Below are 17,519 nucleotides of genomic sequence, written 5' to 3' on the forward strand. Positions count from 1 at the left end.
ACGAGCTCTCGGCCCTCATACGGGACATCGGTGACCCACGCAGCCCGCAGGCGCAGCAGCGCCTGTACGAGCTAGTGGTCGCCGAGCCGCCCGCAGATGAGCCCTCGGGCCGTGCGGCCGAGGAGGTTGCGGAGTCGCTGTCTGCCATAGACCGCACCTGGCTGGCAGGATTGGGCGAGGATCCTGAGCGGCCCAGCGCTGAGATCGACGCCGCCATCGCCGCCTGCCGCTCCGTGCGCAGGAGCGCCGGGCTTTCGGCGCTGCCGCTGCGCTACGCCGAGGTGGAGCTGTGCACATACTTCGGGCAGCGTGATGATGCCTTGGAGCACCTGCGGGTGGCACGCCTGTTCTCCTTCGGCACCGTCGACGTCGGCGCCACCCTGGCCACCGCCCGCCTGCACGACGACTACTCCGGTGTGCTCCGCACGACGACAGCGGTCCCCACCCGCCCCGACGCCGATCCGGCACTGACCGCGCTGGGGCTGGCGGCGAGCCTCCTGCCCTACCTGGCGCAGCGGCGCCGAGTGGAGGCTGAGGACGCCCTGGCCTCGCTGACGGCGTTGGAGATGACGGAGCCGCTGCGGTTGCGCTTGTTGGGGGATGAGCTGGAGTACCTGGGGTTGTCCGGCCAGTGGGAGAGGGGCCTGGCCCGCTTACGTCATACCGACACCACCGCCGACGGCACCAGCGCCTGGAGCCTGCTCAATGCCGCCGTAGGCGTGAGCCTGGTGCTGCGTGAAGCCAACCGTGCCGGATACGGCTCCAACGCCGTCGGCACGCGTCTGCATTGGGACAACCCCTGGGTGGCTCCACCCCAGGTCACGGGCTGGGAGACGGTCGCCCGCACCTACGACGCCGTCACCGCCTTCGCCCGGTCCCTGGCGGCGCGCTTTGATAGGCGCAATGGAAACAATGGAGTCTCCTACCGGGTCGAGTCACGCATGGCTGCGGAGGCGGCGAGCCTGGCCGGCCGGTCATACGGCACCGTCACCGGTCCGGCCGTGGACGCACGGCGGCTGGCAGACCACCGCTCCCTGCTGGCCGAAGTCGACCGCCTGCTGGTGCTTGCCCGCGGCTACGGCCTGGAGGCGGTGCATGAACGGGCCCTGACCACGGCGGAGACCGTCAGTCGTTCCCTGGCTGAGGTTGTCGACGACTCCCAGTTGGAGACGGTTGTCGACCTGCGCATTGCCTTCGCCCGGCTGCTGCTGGAACTCGGAGCAAGCGAAAGGGCTGAGCGTGAGGCCCTGGACACCACTGAGCTGTGCCTGTCGCAGGGATGGGTGGAGCTGGCCTGCGCCTGTCTGGCCACCGCGGCCCGCAGCGCGGACGCCCGCGAGGATCAGGCGGCGGTGGCCTCGCACTGGGCGCGCGTGGACGAGCTGGTGGGAACCTGGCCGACGGGCCGTATAGGAGAGCGCATCGGGACTCTCGTAGACGCGGTTGGGCACCCCGAGACCAGCGCCCCGGCCCTGGCCGCACTCGCAGAGAGACTGGCTGCCGGTGCACAGGACGACCACGACTGCGCCGCTGCGGCCAGGGAGGCCTGCAAACGCTGCCGCGAGCAGCTTGAGCGCTGCAAGACACCGCCGGCCGGGACTGCCGACCGAATCGAGGCGGTTGAGGCGGCCATAGCCCCGTACGTTCGTGGTCGGGGCGGCCGCCACCGTGCCGACCCGCAGTGAACCGGGCATGATGTGGTTATGAGCACTGCCGCGTTCCCCGTACCACCACACCAGTCGCGCCGCTCCCGACCCGCCGGGCGCGCCCTGTACGTGGGGCTGACCGGCGGCATCGGCGCAGGCAAGTCCGAGGTCGCTCGCCTGTTGTCGGCACACGGCGCCCGGGTTGTGTCCGCTGACGCGATTTCCCGGGAAGTGGTCGAGCCCGGCACCGAGGGGCTAGCCGCCGTCGTGGCCGAATTCGGGCAGCAGCTGCTGACTGCGGACGGCGCCTTGGACCGGCGCGCGCTCGGCCGGCTCGTTTTTGCGGATCCGCTGCGCCGCGCTCGCCTGGAGGAGATCATCCTGCCGCTCGTGGCCGCCGAGGCCTGGTCACGCCTGGCGGCCGTGCCGGCCGGCCAGGTTGCCGTCTATGACGTGCCCCTGCTGGTGGAGGGCCAGATGGAGGGCATGTTCGACGTCGTCGTCGTGGTGGAGACGGAGCTGGAGACCAGGTTGGAGCGCCTTGGGCGCCGTGGCCTGGAGCGAGAGCAGGCCCTGGCACGCATTGCCGCCCAGGCCACCGATGCCGAGCGGCGCGCCGTCGCCGACGTCGTGGTGCCCAACTCCGGTTCCCTGGAGGAACTCGCCGCAGCCGTCAAGGAGCTGTGGGACAACCGGCTTGCGCCCGCAGCTGACTAGTGGTCCGCAGTGGCCCGTGCCCTCACCGCCCTAACGGGCTCCGCGTAGCCTTGGGGCCATGCGTCCCGTCACCGACCTGCGCCGCGCCGAGAAGTCCTTCGAGGTCATCAGCCCCTACACGCCCTCCGGCGACCAGCCCACCGCCATCGCCGAGCTGGCCGAACGGTTGAACGCCGGGGAGAAGGACATCGTGCTGCTGGGGGCCACCGGCACCGGCAAGTCGGCCACCACTGCCTGGCTGGTGGAGCAGGTGCAGCGCCCCACCCTCATCCTGGAGCCCAACAAGACCCTGGCCGCCCAGATGGCCGCCGAGTTCCGGGAGCTGCTGCCGAACAACGCAGTGGAGTACTTCGTCTCCTACTACGACTACTACCAGCCGGAGGCCTACGTCCCCCAGACGGACACCTTCATCGAGAAGGACTCCTCCATCAACGACGAGGTTGAGCGGCTGCGCCACTCCGCCACCAACTCCCTGCTCACCCGCCGGGACGTGGTGGTGGTCTCCTCCGTGTCCTGCATCTACGGCCTGGGCACGCCCCAGGAGTACGTGGACCGCATGACGCCGCTGCGGGTGGGGGAGCAGATCGACCGCGACGAGCTGCTGCGGCGCTTCGTCACCATGCAGTACACGCGCAACGACATTGACTTCACCCGCGGCACCTTCCGCGTGCGCGGGGACACGGTGGAGATCATCCCCATGTACGAGGAGCTGGCCATCCGGGTGGAGTTCTTCGGCGACGAGATCGACGCCCTGGCCACCCTCCACCCGGTCACCGGGGAAGTCATCGACCGGGTGGAGGAGGTGTTCGTGTTCCCCGCCTCCCACTACGTGGCCGGGCCCGAGCGCATGGAGCGCGCCATCGCCGGCATAGAGGAGGAGCTGGCCGAGCGCCTGGCGGTGCTGGAGCGCGACAGCAAGCTGCTGGAGGCGCAGCGGCTGCGCATGCGCACCACCTACGACTTGGAGATGCTCCGCCAGATCGGCACCTGCTCCGGCGTGGAGAACTACTCGATGCACATCGACGGCCGCTCCCCGGGCACGCCCCCCAACACGCTGCTGGACTACTTCCCGGAGGACTTCCTGCTGGTGATCGACGAGTCCCACGTGACCGTCCCGCAGATCGGCGCCATGCACGAGGGCGATGCCTCCCGCAAGCGCACCCTGGTGGACCACGGCTTCCGGCTGCCCTCCGCCCTGGACAACCGGCCCCTGACCTTCTCCGAGTTCGAGGACCGGGTGGGGCAGGCCGTTTACCTCTCCGCCACCCCCGGCCCGTATGAGCTCCAGCGCGCCGACGGCGTGGTGGAGCAGATCATCCGCCCCACCGGGCTGGTGGACCCCAAGATCGTGGTCAAGCCCACCGAGGGGCAGATCGACGACCTGCTGGAGGAGGTGCGTCGCCGCGTCGACAAGCACGAGCGCGTCCTGGTCACCACGCTGACCAAGCGCATGGCTGAGGACCTGACCACCTACCTCGCCGACCGGGGGGTGCGCGTGGAGTACCTGCACTCCGACGTCGACACGCTGCGCCGCGTGGAGATCCTCCGCTCGCTGCGGCTGGGGGAGTTCGACGTACTGGTAGGCATCAACCTGCTGCGCGAGGGCCTGGACCTGCCGGAGGTGTCGCTGGTGGCGATTCTCGACGCCGACAAGGAGGGCTTCCTGCGCTCGTCCACCTCGCTGATCCAGACGATCGGGCGGGCCGCCCGCAACGTCTCCGGCGAGGTGCACATGTACGCCGACCAGGTCACCCCCGCCATGACCGAGGCCATTGAGGAGACCGAACGGCGCCGCGCCAAGCAGCTCGCCTACAACGCCGAGCACGGCATCGACCCGCAGCCGCTGCGCAAGAAGATCGCGGACGTGACCGACATGCTCGCCCGCGAGGACGTGGACACCGCCGAGCTGCTGGCCGGCGGCTACCGGGGGCACGAGGAGAAGCAGGTCGTCTCCCGCCGCAAGCAGGCCGCCGAGGCCACCGTGCGCGAGAAGCTCGCCGGTGCGGCCCAGTCCGACCTGGCCGGGCTGATCCAGGAGCTGACCGAGCAGATGCACGCCGCCGCCGAGGACCTGCACTTCGAGCTGGCCGCCCGGCTGCGCGACGAGATCCAGGACCTGAAGAAGGAGCTGCGGGACATGCGGGCCACCGCCTGAGGCGGCTGCGCGGCCACCCTGCCCGGCCGCCCCGAGGCGGAACGCGGCGCCGTCGACGTCGGCAAGCACACACCGTTTCAGGGCGTGCGGGGCTGGCGGGCCGGGCACCCCACGGCGATAGACTCGGGGCACAAGCCCATACGGAGGGGAGTACTCCCAGCAACGGCGACGTCGTCATCACGGCAGGCCGGACCGGCACCGCACCGCGGCAGCCCCGGCTCCCGGCGTCGCAGGCCAGAGGACAGGCGCAACCCATGCGCCCCTGGCGGGAGGAGACCTCCGGTACTAGCGCCGTACCGGAGGTACATGTAGTGGATGTCCACGCCCTCGGCTGGCTCGCCCTCGCCGCCATCATCATCACCATGATCACGATCGACATCGTCGGTCACGTGCGCACCCCGCACGAGCCCTCTCTCAAGGAGGCGGCCCAGTGGTCGATCGGCTATATCGCCATGGCAGTCGTGTTCGGCGGCATCGTGTGGGCGATCTGGGGCAGCACCTACGGGCAGGAGTACTTCGCCGGCTACATCACCGAGAAGGCGCTGAGCATCGACAACCTCTTCGTGTTCGTCATCATGATTGCCGCCTTCCGGGTACCCCGGAAGTACCAGCAGGAGGTGCTGCTGGCCGGCATCATCATCTCCCTGTTCCTGCGGCTGGCATTCATCCTGGCGGGCGCGGCGCTGATTGAGAACTTCTCCTGGATCTTCTACCTGTTCGGCGCCTGGCTGCTATGGACCGCCTTGTCCCAGGCCCGGGAGGGCGTGGAGGAGCCCGAGGCACACGAGGAAGAGGAGTACCGGCCCACCGGCTTCGTGCGCATGGTGGCCAAGGTCGTGCCTATGACCGACGGTTTCGTCGGCGGCAAGCTCATCCACCGGCACGCCGGCCGCACCATGATCACGCCCATGCTGCTGTGCGTGATCGCCATCGGCACTGCAGACGTCATGTTCGCCGTCGACTCGATCCCGGCGATCTACTCCCTGACCAGTGAGCCCTACCTGGTATTCGCCGCGAACGCCTTCTCCCTGCTGGGCCTGCGCCAGCTGTACTTCCTGATCGACGGGCTGCTGGACCGGTTGATCTTCCTGCACTACGGGCTGGCCGCCATCCTGGCCTTCATCGGCTTCAAGCTGGTCAACCACGCCCTGCACACCAATGAGGTGCCCTTCATCAACGGCGGTGAGCCCTGGGAGGTCGTGCCCGAGCCTGACATCGGATTCTCGCTCGGCTTCATCGTGGTGGTCATCCTGATCACCGTGGGTGCCTCCGTGCTCGTCTCCCGCCGCCGGGCCGCGCGGGAAGTAGCGGCAGGTACCGGCGGCACGGGCGCGTCCGAGCGCGCAGTAAAGGCTCGGTCTGGCGCCTGAGCCGCGGACACGCGGAAAGCCTCTCAGGAAGTTCCGCGCCAGGCAGGACATGCTGACCCCGTGAGCACCACCCCCACCACGACCGCGCCCGCCGAGGTTCCGGATACGACCGGGTTGACAAGCCAGGAGGTCGCCCAGCGCGTAGCGGCCGGGCGGACCAACGCCTACCGGGACACCACCTCGCGCTCGGCCACCGCGATCCTGCGCGCCAATGTCTTCACGGTGTTCAACGCCATCCTGGGCACCGCACTGGTGCTGATCCTGCTGTTCGGCTCCTGGAAGGACGCCCTGTTCGGCTTCGTGCTGCTGCTGAACACGGCCACCGGCACCATTGCGGAGGTGCGTGCCAAGCGGGCCCTGGACCGGCTGTCCGTCCTGGACGCGCCCCGTGCGCATGTGCTGCGTGACGGGGTTGAGCAGGACGTGGAGGTGGCCGCGGTGGTGCTCGACGACGTGCTGCGGCTGCGCAGCGGCGAGCAGGTGCCCGCGGACGCGGTGGTGCTGAGCAGCGACAACCTGGAGGTGGACGAGTCCATTCTGACCGGCGAGTCGGACCCGGTGCGCCCCGAAGCCGGCGACCGGGTCATGTCCGGCACCACCGTCACCGCCGGCACTGCCCTGGTGCGCACCACGGCGGTCGGCGCCGACGCCTACGCCCACCGGCTGGCCCGGGAGGCGCGCCGCTACTCGGTGGTCACCTCCGAACTGCAGGAGGGCACCAACCGGGTGCTGCGCTGGATCTCCTGGGTGATCGTGCCCGTCGCCCTGCTGCTGTTCTGGTCGCAGCTGCGGCAGAACGGCGGCGTGGCTCACGCACTCACCTCCGGGCAGTGGCAGGCGGCACTGGTCGCCGGGATCGCGGGCGTGGTCGGCATGGTGCCGCAGGGGCTGGTGCTGCTCACCTCGGTCAACTTCGCCACCGCATCCCTGGCGCTGGCCCGCCGCAACGTACTGGTGCAGGAGTTGCCCGCCGTCGAGGTGCTGGCCCGTGTGGACACCCTGTGCCTGGATAAGACCGGCACCATCACTACCGGAGCAATCCGCCTGGAGGAGGTCACCGCCCCCGACGGCGGCGCCCCGGGCCGGGAGGTGCTGGAGGCGCTGGCGGCCCTCAGCGACGGCGAAGACCCCAATGCGACCGCTGTCGCCATTGCCCGCGGCCTGGCCGAGGAGCGGTACCTGGGGGAGCGGGCCGCCGCGGCCGGGGCCCGCACGGTGGAGGCGGCCGTGCCCTTCTCCTCACGCCGCAAGTGGTCGGCGCTCCGCTACGACGCCACCACCTGGGTGCTCGGCGCCCCCGAGATCGTGCTCGCCACCGCATCCGGCGCTGAGGCCGTGGTGGCCCGGGCGCGCGAGCGCGCCGCCGACGGCGCCCGGGTGGTGGCACTGGCGCGTGCGAGCGAGCCCTGCGGTGAGGGCACCGAGGACCATTTGCTGCCCGGTGGCCTGGAGGCGGCGGCGCTGGTGGTGTTGGCCGAGGAGATCCGCCCCGACGCCGCCCAGACCCTGGACTACTTCCGCGGGCAGGGAGTTGAGGTCAAGGTGATCTCCGGGGACAGCCCGGACACGGTTGCCGCCGTGGCCCGCCGGGCGGGCGTGACCGGGCCGGACGGCGGGGAGCCGGTCGCCGTCGACGCCCGCACTCTGCCGCAGGAGGCAGACCCGGACGGACCGGAGGCCGAGCGGCTGGCCGACGCCCTGGAGGGCGCGAGCGTGCTGGGGCGAGTCACCCCCGAGCAGAAGCGCGCCTTCGTGCAGGCACTCAAGTCCCGGGGCCGGGTGGTGGCCATGACCGGCGACGGCGTCAACGACGCCCTCGCCCTGAAGGACGCCGACCTGGGCATCGCCATGGGCAACGGGGCGCCCGCCACCAAGGCGGTGGCCCGACTGGTGCTGCTGAAGGGGGAGTTCTCCGCCCTGCCGGGTGTGGTGGCGCAGGGTCGGCGCGTCATGGCCAACACCGAGCGCATCGCCTCCCTGTTCCTGGCCAAGACCGTCTACGCCTCGCTGATCGCCGTGGTGGTCTCCCTGACCGCCATCGCCTACCCGTTCCTGCCGCGGCAACTGACCATCGTGTCGTCCCTGACCATCGGCATCCCCGCCTTCATACTCGCCCTGGCCCCCAACTCCCGCCGCTACCGGGAGGGCTTCCTGGGGCGGGTGCTGACCCTGGCGGTTCCGGCCGGGCTGGTGGCCGGCAGCGCCACCCTGGCGGCCCGCACCTGGCTGGTCGCATCCGGGGCGGCGGACGCGCAGGTGACTACCGGCGCCACCCTGGTGCTGGTGTGCGCCGGACTGTGGCTGTTGACGCTGACGGCCCGGCCGCTGCTGGGCTGGCGGCTTGGACTGGTGGTGGCGATGGCCGGGATCGCGGTGCTGGGCGTGTTCGTGCCCGCCGTGCGCGACTTCTTCCTGCTGGCCTGGCCCGCGGCGGGCACCTGGTGGGTCGTACTGATCGTCTCCGCCGCCGCGGTGGCGGGCATTGAGGCGGTATACCTGCTGCGCCCGCGCCTGGTCGCATACTTGCATGGCCGCGGCCTGGTGAACTGAACCTGCTTAGCCGCGGCGGGCGTGGGCGACGGCTCGGGCCGTAAGGCAGGAAGGCCGGGAGATGAGAGACCGTCAGGCCAGGACGCCGATCACCGGGTTCCACTCGTGGGGGATGCGCTCGGCGATGAAGCCCGCCTGGTTGAAGGGGTCCTCCTCCAGCAGGGCCAGGGCGCCGGCGGCGTCGTCGGCGCGCACCACGATGAGCGCGTCGTGCGTGCCCACGTAGGGGCCGGCGGCGAGCAGCCGGTCCCGCTCGGCCAGCGCGGCGTTGAAGGCGCGGTGGGTGGGGCGGAGGGCGGCCATGGCCTCGTCCTGGTCGGTGACGTAGTGGTACTCGACGGCGAAGATCTTGCTCATGCCGCCAGCCTAAGCCACCGGGCCGCGGCCGTGGCGGGTGATCCGGTTCCTGTCCGTGCCCGTGGGGGAGACCTGTCGCGGCCGGTCCTCGCAGTTCACGACCTTGGGGTACGTTTCACGACCACCCCGGGGTCGTAAAACGTACCCCAAGGTCGTAAAACGTCTTCCCCGCCGCCCAGGAAGGGGCGGGAGTAGCGGCTCTGGAGCCTTGGCGGTGGTGCCGGGCGCGGGACCGGTGAGACGTGTACGGGCGGCCAGCGGCGCCAGCGGGCCGTCGAGGCCGCGCCGGAGGGGACTATGAGGGTGGCGGCGCCGGCGCCTGGCAGAAGCGGCTCCAGCGCTTCGCCTCACACAGTCGAACGGGTGTACGAAGGCGGGTCCTTGGCCCTACACTCTGACCCCGTGAACGACTCCCTCATCATCCGTGGCGCCCGCGAGCACAACCTGCAGGGCATCGGCATCGACCTCCCGCGGGACAAGATGATCGTCTTCACCGGCCTGTCCGGCTCGGGCAAGTCCTCCCTCGCCTTCGACACGATCTTCGCCGAGGGGCAGCGCCGCTATGTGGAGTCGCTGTCCTCCTACGCCCGCCAGTTCCTCGGCCAGATGGACAAGCCCGACGTCGACTTCATCGAGGGCCTATCCCCGGCAGTGTCCATCGACCAGAAGTCCACCTCCCGCAACCCCCGCTCCACGGTGGGCACCGTCACCGAGGTCTACGACTACCTGCGCCTGCTGTACGCGCGCGCCGGCGTCCAGCACTGCCCCGTCTGCGACGCCGTCATCTCCTCCCAGACCCCCCAGCAGATCGTCGACCACATCCGCGAGCTGGAGGACGGCACCCGCTTCCAGGTGCTCGCCCCCGTGATCCGCGGCCGCAAGGGCGAGTACACCGAGTTGTTCACCGAGCTGCAGGGCCGCGGCTTCTCCCGCGTGCGCGTCGACGGCGCCACCCACCGCCTGGGGGAGGTGCCCGCCCTGAACAAGAAGCTCAAGCACAACATCGAGGTGGTCGTCGACCGGTTGGTGGTACGCGAGGGCATCCGCCAGCGGCTGACCGACTCGGTGGAGACCGCCCTGGGGCTGGCCGATGGCCTGGTCATCATCGACCTGGTGGACCTGCCCGAGGACGACCCCGGCCGCGAGCACCGCTACTCCGAGAAGCGCGCCTGCCCCAACGAGCACCCCCTCCAACTGGACGAGATGGAGCCGCGCACCTTCTCCTTCAACGCCCCCTATGGCGCCTGCCCGGCCTGCACCGGCATCGGCAGCCGACTGGAGGTCGACCCGGAGCTCGTCGTCCCCGACGAGGAACTCACCCTGGCCGAGGGCGCCGTCGCCCCCTGGGCCAGCCACCAGAAGTACTTCACCCGGCAGCTCAAGGCACTGGGCGAGGAGCTGTCCTTCGACGTTGACACCCCCTGGCGGGCCCTGCCCGAGCGTGCCAAGGACGCGATCCTGCGCGGCAAGGACTTCGAGATCAAGGTCCGCTACCGCAACCGCTGGGGCCGGGAGCGCATCTACTCCACCGGCTTCGAGGGCGCCCTCAACTACGTCATGCGCAAGCACGACGAGACCGAGTCCGAATGGTCCAAGGACCGCTACGAGGGGTACATGCGGGAGATCCCCTGCCCCGTCTGCAATGGCACTCGGCTCAAGCCGGAGGTGCTGGCGGTGCGCGTGGGCGATAAGTCCATCGCCCAGCTGTGCGACCTGTCCATCAGCGAGTGCCGCGACTTCCTGGCCGGGCTGGAGCTGACCGGCCAGGCCGCCCAGATCGCCGGCAGCGTCCTGAACGAGATCGCCGCCCGCCTGGGCTTCCTCGTCGACGTCGGCCTGGACTACCTGAGCCTGTCCCGCGGCGCCGCCACCCTCTCCGGCGGCGAGGCGCAGCGCATCCGCCTGGCCACCCAGATCGGCTCCGGGCTGGTCGGCGTGCTGTACGTGCTGGACGAGCCCAGCATCGGCCTGCACCAGCGCGACAACACCCGGCTGATCGACACCCTGGAGCGCCTGCGGGACCTGGGCAACACCCTGATCGTCGTCGAGCACGACGAGGAGACCATCCGCTCGGCGGACTACGTGGTGGACATCGGCCCCGGGGCGGGGGAGCGGGGCGGCCAGGTCGTCTACGCCGGCGAGGTCGCCGGCCTGCTTCAGGCCCCCGGCTCCGTCACCGGCGACTACCTGGCGGGCCGCCGCGCCATCGAGGTGCCCGCCAGTCGCCGCAAGCCCGTCAAGGGGCGGGCGGTGACCGTCGTCGGCGCCCGCGAGAACAACCTCAAGGACGTCACCGTCACCTTCCCGCTGGGCGTGTTCACCGCCGTCACCGGCGTGTCCGGCTCCGGGAAGTCCTCCCTGGTCAACTCGATCCTCTACCAGGTGCTCGCCAACCGCCTCAACCACGCCCGCGGCGTGCCCGGACGCCACAAGACCGTACGTGGCCTGGACAACCTGGACAAGGTCGTGCACGTGGACCAGTCGCCCATTGGCCGCACGCCGCGCTCCAACCCCGCCACCTACACGGGCGTGTGGGACCACATCCGCAAAATCTTCGCGTCCGTGCCCGAGTCGAAGGTGCGCGGTTACGGCCCCGGCCGCTTCTCCTTCAACGTCAAGGGCGGGCGCTGCGAGGCCTGCAAGGGTGACGGCACCCTCAAGATCGAGATGAACTTCCTGCCGGACGTGTACGTGCCCTGCGAGGTGTGCGGCGGCGCCCGTTACAACCGGGAGACCCTGGAGATCCGCTACAAGGACGCCACGGTCGCCGACGTCCTGGACATGACCATCAGCCAGGCGGCCGACTTCTTCGCCGCCACCCCCATCATTGCCCGCCACCTGAACACGCTGGTGGAGGTCGGCCTCGGCTACGTGCGCCTGGGGCAGGCCGCCACCACGCTGTCCGGCGGCGAGGCCCAGCGCGTCAAGCTCGCCACCGAGCTGCAGCGCCGCTCCACCGGCCGCACCATCTATGTGCTGGACGAGCCCACCACCGGCCTGCACTTCGAGGACATCCGCAAGCTGTTGGGCGTGTTGCAGGGGCTGGTGGACAAGGGCAACTCCGTGGTGGTGATCGAGCACAACCTGGATGTCATCGCCAACGCCGACTGGATCATCGACATGGGCCCGGAGGGCGGCAAGGACGGCGGCACCGTGGTTGCCACCGGCACCCCCGAGCAGGTCGCCGAGGTCGAGGGCTCCTGGACCGGCCACTACCTCAAGGAGGTCTTGGAGCAGCGGCGGGCGGCGAGCTGACCGGCTCCGACGCCCCGGGCTACGGGCCGGCTCCGCTAGTCCCGGGCGGCGCGCCCCGACCGGGGGCGAAGACCGAAGGGAGTGAGCACCTCCCGCAGCCGCACCAGCAGCTCCCGCAGGTGCTCGGGCGTGCGCGCGCCCAGTCCGAGCACTACGCCCGGGCCGGCCGAGGCCCTCGGGGAGACCCAGTACGCCGAGATCCCGGAGACCCCCAGGCCCGCGCGGTGACACGCGTCCACGGCACCCGCCTCATCCGCGTGCGGCGCCAGCAGGACGACGGCGTGAAGCCCGCCCTCCATGGGCACGCCCTCCGGGAACACCTCCGTGAACAGCGCCCGCCGCTGCCGCTCGATCCGCCGCGTGCGGGCCACGTGGCGGCGCAGACCGTCCTGGGCCAGGAAGCGTGTCATCGCGTCCTGCACGATGCCGGACACGGGCACGCACAACGGGCGCATCCGCGCCACCGCCTCCTCCGGCGCCACCAGGTAGCCCAGGCCGACGGCGGGGCTGAGGGTCTTAGCGAACGAGCCGAGCATGATGACCTGTTCACCGGAATCCAGGGACAGCAGGGGCGCGGGCGCGCTGCGCAGCTCGGCGTCGTAGTCGTCCTCGACGATCATGGCTCCCGCCCGACGCGCGGCCGCCAGCAGGGACAGGCGCTGCCCGGCGGGCATGCGCTCACCCCACGGGAACTGGTGGTTGGGCGTGACCAGCACCGCCTGCGTCCCGGCGGGAAGACTCGGGGAGGCGGAAGCGTCCCTGAAGGCGGTGGTGTCGATCGGGACCGTGCGCCAGCCCAGCGCCCTGGGAATGCCGGTCAGCGAGGGGTACCCCGGCTCCTCGACGGCCAGCACCCCCGCGCCCGAGGCGCCCCCGCGGCCACCGAGCACGCTCAGGGCCAGCCGCAAGCCGTCACGGGCCCCCGCGGTGACCAGGATGCGTGCCGGATCGACGTCGACCTGACGTGTGTGTCGAATATGCGTGGCCAGGAGCTCGCGCAGCTCGGCGGAACCGGAGGCGGGGTGCGGACGCGGATCCGCGGCGGCGGCCCGCCAGACGGCGCGCCACAGCCCGGTGGTGAGCACCCCGGTGACGGGCGCCCCCGGCCGCAATTCGGAGGCTTGAGACGGCGCCGGCGTCCCGGAGGCGCGTGCACGCCGTTGCGGCACCGGCCGGGGCAGTTCCGGATTGACGCGGGTGCCGCCATGCGTGGCGGTGAGAAAGCCTTCCGCCACGAGCTGCTCATAGGCGGTCACGACGCTGCCGCGGGAGATGCCGAGCTTGCGCGCCAGCGCCCGGGTCGCCGGGAGCGGATCCCCGGGCGCGAGCTCGCCGCGCGCGACGCGGCCGCGGATGTCCACCACCACCTGCTGGGGGAGCGGCTGCCTGCGGTCAATGAGCACCGGAACGCCTCCCAAAACTGTTGAACCGGCCGCATCGGCCGACCACGCGTCCGGGCCAGACTATCCGGTGGTCCAAAGAATTGCCTTCAGTGTGGTCCGGACAATGGCCCACCGCTGCCGTGAGCATGGCGCCATGAGCACATACGAAACTCCCACCGCCCCGGAATCCGCCGCTGCCGTACCCGCGGGCACCGGCTCGCCCCTGGTCAAGCGAGGCCTGGCCGATATGCTCAAGGGGGGCGTGATCATGGATGTGGTCACCCCGGAGCAGGCCCGCATCGCCGAGGAGGCCGGCGCCGTCGCCGTCATGGCGCTCGAACGCGTCCCCGCGGATATCCGTGCCCAGGGCGGCGTGGCCCGCATGTCCGACCCCGACCTGATCGCCGCCATCATCGATGCCGTCTCCATCCCGGTGATGGCCAAGGCCCGCATCGGCCACTTCGTCGAGGCGCAGGTCCTACAGCATCTGGGCGTCGACTACATCGACGAGTCCGAGGTCCTGTCGCCGGCGGACTACGCCCACCACATCGACAAGCAGCGCTTCACCGTGCCCTTCGTCTGCGGCGCCACCAACCTGGGTGAGGCCCTGCGCCGCATCGCCGAGGGCGCCGCCATGATCCGCTCCAAGGGGGAGGCCGGCACCGGCGACGTTTCCGAAGCGACGCGCCACATCCGCACCATCAAGGAGGAGATCGCCCGCCTGCGCGGCCTGCGCGAGGACGAGCTCTACGTCGCCGCCAAGGAGCTTGCCGCCCCCTACGACCTGGTGGCCGAGGTCGCCCGCACCGGGAACCTGCCGGTGGTGCTGTTCACCGCCGGCGGGATCGCCACCCCGGCCGACGCCGCCATGATGATGCAGCTCGGAGCCGACGGCGTATTCGTCGGTTCCGGCATCTTCAAGTCCGGTGACCCCGCCGCCCGCGCGGCCGCAATCGTCCGGGCAACCGCCGCCTACGACGACCCGGCCGTGATCGCCGAGGTGTCCCGGGGGCTGGGAGAGGCGATGGTCGGCATCAACGTGGCCGACCTGCCCGCGCCCCACCGGTTGGCGGAGCGCGGCTGGTGAGCGGCCGGCTGGTCGGCGTCCTGGCGCTCCAGGGAGGCGTCGCCGAGCACGCCCGCATGATCGAGTCGCTCGGTCACCGCCCCCGGCTGGTGCGCCGGGTCGGCGACCTGGAGGGCATTGAGGCGCTCGTGCTGCCCGGCGGGGAGTCGACGACGCTGCGTAGACTGCTGGCCGCCTTCGACCTGACCGAGGCCATCGAGGATGCCGCCCGCAGGGTGCCGACGCTCGGCACCTGTGCGGGCCTGATCCTCCTGGCGACGCTGGGGGTACTCGACGTCGACGTCGAGCGCAACGCCTTCGGCCCCCAGGTGGACTCCGCCACCACCCGGCTGCCATGGAAGGACGGGAGCGTCGTGGCCGCATTCATCCGCGCGCCACGCATCACCCGGGTGGGGCACGGCGTGCGCGTCTGCTCAACCTGGCGGGGCGTCGGCCGGAACGGATCCGGGCCGGCGATAGGCGGCGTCGAGCAGGGGGAGGGGGAGGAACGGGTCCTCGGCATCTCCTTTCATCCCGAGCTCACCGGGGATACGACGATCCACCGCGATCTGCTGGGGTGATGGCGCCGGCGGGACCGACTCCGATCGCGCCGCGCTCCGCCTGCTCCTGGGCGAAGTGGTTGTATGCGAGCGATAGCCCGAAGCAAACGACGCCGGCGACCATGAGCGCCAGGATCCGCGAGAGCGAGTTTTGTCCGGCTAGATCCACCACGGCCAGTTTGAACACCACCAGCAGCACCAGGGTGAGCCCGTAGTGGCGCAGCGTGGTGGCGTGCAGCCGGAATCCGATGACGGTGCAGGCGGCACCGGTTGCCAGCACCACACCGGTGATCAGCAAAGAGGTTGCCGACGCGCCGGTGAGGATCATCACCGACCACCACAGGGCGAGGCTCTGCGAGAGCGCGATGGTCAGCGTCACGGTGAGCGACACCGCGGAGTGCCGCAGCCAGGGCAGCAGCATCCGCCCACCGACCACCACGAGGGCGAGTGCCAGGGCAACCAACGGTGCCGCCAGCAGCAGGGAGCCCAGGGAGTCGGCGCGCACCAGCACGGCGACGGCCAGTGCCGTCAACAGCGCCTCGCCCAGCCACGCCAGAGGCGGCGCCGTGGGCACGACCGGGGTACGCAAGTCGGTAGCGCCCGCCAGTTGTCCCGCGCGCCGACCCGAGACGAGCAAGAGAGGACTGCACCGGGGCGTGAACAGGCCCATGCCCGCCAGCGCCAACGCCAGGGCACCCGCCAGTAGCGGTGCCGCGAACTGGCCCGCCCCGCCGAGGCCGACGGCGGGAACCAGCCGGTCCAGCAGCCTGGGGATGATCAGCACCAACTGGCCGGCTGTGATCCACATCCCCGCGGAGAGCCACGCGGGCCGGTTCGCGTGCTCCTCGGAACTCGGGGGCGGAGCCAGCAGTGCCTCCAGCGGAGCGGTCAGGAGCACGCCGATGAGTACGGCCAGAATGGCCAGCATCACGGTGCTGCGGTCGGGGGAGAACACTGCCAGCAGCGCGGCTGTGCTGAACAGCGGAAGCACCGGCACGGGGGCGCTGTAACCGGCACGCACCACGGGTACGGCGGCCAGCGCCACCGCCGCCACCGCAGGCGGTAGCAGTGCGATATTCAAAGCGAAAACGGCCGCCGCGATGCACAGCACCGTCCCCAGGTTCACCGGCGCGATGACGCGCAGCCACGGGGAGGCAGCCTGCTGTGGGAGCAGGGCGGCGGTGGCCAGGCAGACCAGGGCCAGGAAGACCACGGCCATGCCGTTGCGCGTGGATGACGCCACGCCGTCCGCGGAAGTGAGCATCAGCAACGCCAGCGCCTGGATGATGCCGGTGATCGCCCACTCGTATCCGGCGGCCTCCCGCGCTCCGGCTCCGGCCAGCAGACGCGCGGAGTGGTGCGTCTGCGCCAGGAGTACCGCGCAGGGCGCGGCGAGCAGCACGACGCCGGTGAGCGGTTGCGTCACCAGCAGCCGGGAGGGGCCGGTCAGCAGCACGGTGCCGGTGACCACCATGGAGGTGGTCGGCAGCCAGGGCGCCAGGCGCATGCGGGGTGTAAAACGCGGCAGTATCGCCGCCACCACGGCCAGGGCGACGGTGTAGATATCGATCAAGGTCCAGGCCAGGACCGCCTGTTCCGGGTGTGTTGTCACCTGCCAGGTGGTGAAGCCGACGGTCACCAGCGCCCCCAGCATGGAGATGACGGCGGTGAAGAACTGTGCCGTGGCACAGGACACCAGCAGCAGCATGAAGGCCCAGGCCACCATCAGTCCCAGGGCGGCGACCGGGCTCAGCCCGGCGATCAGGGCGGCACCGATGACGGCGACGAAGCCGAGCGCACCGCCCGTGCCCGTGAGGGTGGCGGCCGCCACCTGCAGTCGCTCTCGCGTCTGGTTGACGATCGTGCCCGCGGCGACCAGGGAGACAGCTACGACACCCAGCGTCCCCACCTTCACGATGTCGGGAATCTGGTCCCAGACCAGGGCTATGAGGCTCACGGCGGCGGACATGATCAGGAACGCTGCCGCCCCGGACAGGACGTATCTGCCGATGTTCCCCTCGGTGCGCCTCTCTCGTATGGGCCGCACTGCGAATGGGGCGTCGTCGGCAGCGCTTGTGGAGCCGCTGGGGGCCACTGCCGCCGGGGCGTTCTGCAATGGGGTGGCGGGCGCCTTCAGAACGGGCTTGGACGGCGGGTATGTGGCCAGGGCCGGGGTCCGGGGCGGTTGCACCGCAGGAGCCGCGGCCGGTGAGGAGAACGATGCCCGCGTAGTCATCGGCCGGGCAGGTGGGGAGGCGACCGGCGCGGGGCGCGCCTGCGGACGCGCCGCAGAGTCGAGGGGGTGCCCATCACGGGAGATCCTATTGGCCACCCAGTCGAGCTTGCGTTCGAGGGTTGTCAGGCGCCCGATGATCTCTTCGAGCTGCTCACTGCTGGCCGTATCCATGCCTCAAGGATCCGGCCCTGGCGGGCCGAAGTCACGCCGTCGCGACGGGGAGTA

The 17,519-nt window shown here is 70.8% G+C and carries 11 protein-coding genes; 8 read left to right on the forward strand and 3 right to left on the reverse strand.

Annotated elements, in window-relative coordinates:
• The 5 genes from GZ997_RS08285 to GZ997_RS08305 all read left to right on the forward strand — a co-directional run.
• On the forward strand, positions 1 to 1,685 hold a 1,685-nt coding region (locus tag GZ997_RS08285; protein ID WP_162679544.1), incomplete at its 5' end, for a hypothetical protein.
• 90 nt (positions 1,686 to 1,775) lie between these two features.
• A complete protein-coding gene (gene coaE / locus GZ997_RS08290; protein WP_161925315.1) occupies positions 1,776 to 2,363 on the forward strand; it encodes a dephospho-CoA kinase in 588 nt (195 codons plus the stop codon).
• A gap of 58 nt (positions 2,364 to 2,421) precedes the next feature.
• Positions 2,422 to 4,518 carry an excinuclease ABC subunit UvrB gene (uvrB, locus tag GZ997_RS08295; RefSeq protein ID WP_161923974.1) on the forward strand — a complete coding sequence of 699 codons (2,097 nt, stop codon included), beginning with the start codon at positions 2,422 to 2,424 and terminating at the stop codon, positions 4,516 to 4,518.
• A 311-nt stretch (positions 4,519 to 4,829) separates the two neighbouring features.
• On the forward strand, positions 4,830 to 5,888 hold the full coding sequence (locus tag GZ997_RS08300; protein WP_162679572.1) for a TerC/Alx family metal homeostasis membrane protein: 1,059 nt from the start codon (positions 4,830 to 4,832) through the stop codon (positions 5,886 to 5,888).
• A 60-nt stretch (positions 5,889 to 5,948) separates the two neighbouring features.
• A complete protein-coding gene (locus tag GZ997_RS08305) occupies positions 5,949 to 8,438 on the forward strand; it encodes an HAD-IC family P-type ATPase (protein WP_162679545.1) in 2,490 nt (829 codons plus the stop codon).
• A 72-nt stretch (positions 8,439 to 8,510) separates the two neighbouring features.
• On the opposite strand, the gene GZ997_RS08310 is transcribed toward GZ997_RS08305, so the two are convergent.
• Complete coding sequence (locus GZ997_RS08310; RefSeq protein ID WP_161923976.1) at positions 8,511 to 8,795, reverse strand: YciI family protein; 285 nt, start codon at positions 8,793 to 8,795, stop codon at positions 8,511 to 8,513.
• A 402-nt stretch (positions 8,796 to 9,197) separates the two neighbouring features.
• On the opposite strand from GZ997_RS08310, the gene uvrA reads away from it, so the two are divergent.
• Complete coding sequence (gene uvrA / locus GZ997_RS08315) at positions 9,198 to 12,050, forward strand: excinuclease ABC subunit UvrA (protein ID WP_162679546.1); 2,853 nt, start codon at positions 9,198 to 9,200, stop codon at positions 12,048 to 12,050.
• A gap of 35 nt (positions 12,051 to 12,085) precedes the next feature.
• On the opposite strand, the gene GZ997_RS08320 is transcribed toward uvrA, so the two are convergent.
• The gene (locus GZ997_RS08320; RefSeq protein WP_343212307.1) at positions 12,086 to 13,453 is read right to left on the reverse strand and encodes a PLP-dependent aminotransferase family protein; all 1,368 of its coding nucleotides are present in this window, start codon (positions 13,451 to 13,453) and stop codon (positions 12,086 to 12,088) included.
• A gap of 133 nt (positions 13,454 to 13,586) precedes the next feature.
• On the opposite strand from GZ997_RS08320, the gene pdxS reads away from it, so the two are divergent.
• Complete coding sequence (gene pdxS / locus GZ997_RS08325) at positions 13,587 to 14,519, forward strand: pyridoxal 5'-phosphate synthase lyase subunit PdxS (protein ID WP_161923979.1); 933 nt, start codon at positions 13,587 to 13,589, stop codon at positions 14,517 to 14,519.
• Positions 14,516 to 15,079 carry a pyridoxal 5'-phosphate synthase glutaminase subunit PdxT gene (gene pdxT / locus GZ997_RS08330; RefSeq protein WP_162679548.1) on the forward strand — a complete coding sequence of 188 codons (564 nt, stop codon included), beginning with the start codon at positions 14,516 to 14,518 and terminating at the stop codon, positions 15,077 to 15,079. The genes pdxS and pdxT overlap by 4 nt, the downstream gene beginning before the upstream one ends.
• Here the strand turns inward: pdxT and GZ997_RS08335 are convergent.
• A complete protein-coding gene (locus GZ997_RS08335) occupies positions 15,039 to 17,465 on the reverse strand; it encodes a DUF2339 domain-containing protein (RefSeq protein ID WP_162679549.1) in 2,427 nt (808 codons plus the stop codon). The genes pdxT and GZ997_RS08335 overlap by 41 nt on opposite strands.
• Positions 17,466 to 17,519 lie beyond the last annotated feature (54 nt).

This window comes from Actinomyces sp. 565 (genome assembly GCF_010365615.1).
In the GTDB taxonomy this organism is placed as follows: Bacteria; Actinomycetota; Actinomycetes; order Actinomycetales; family Actinomycetaceae; genus Actinomyces.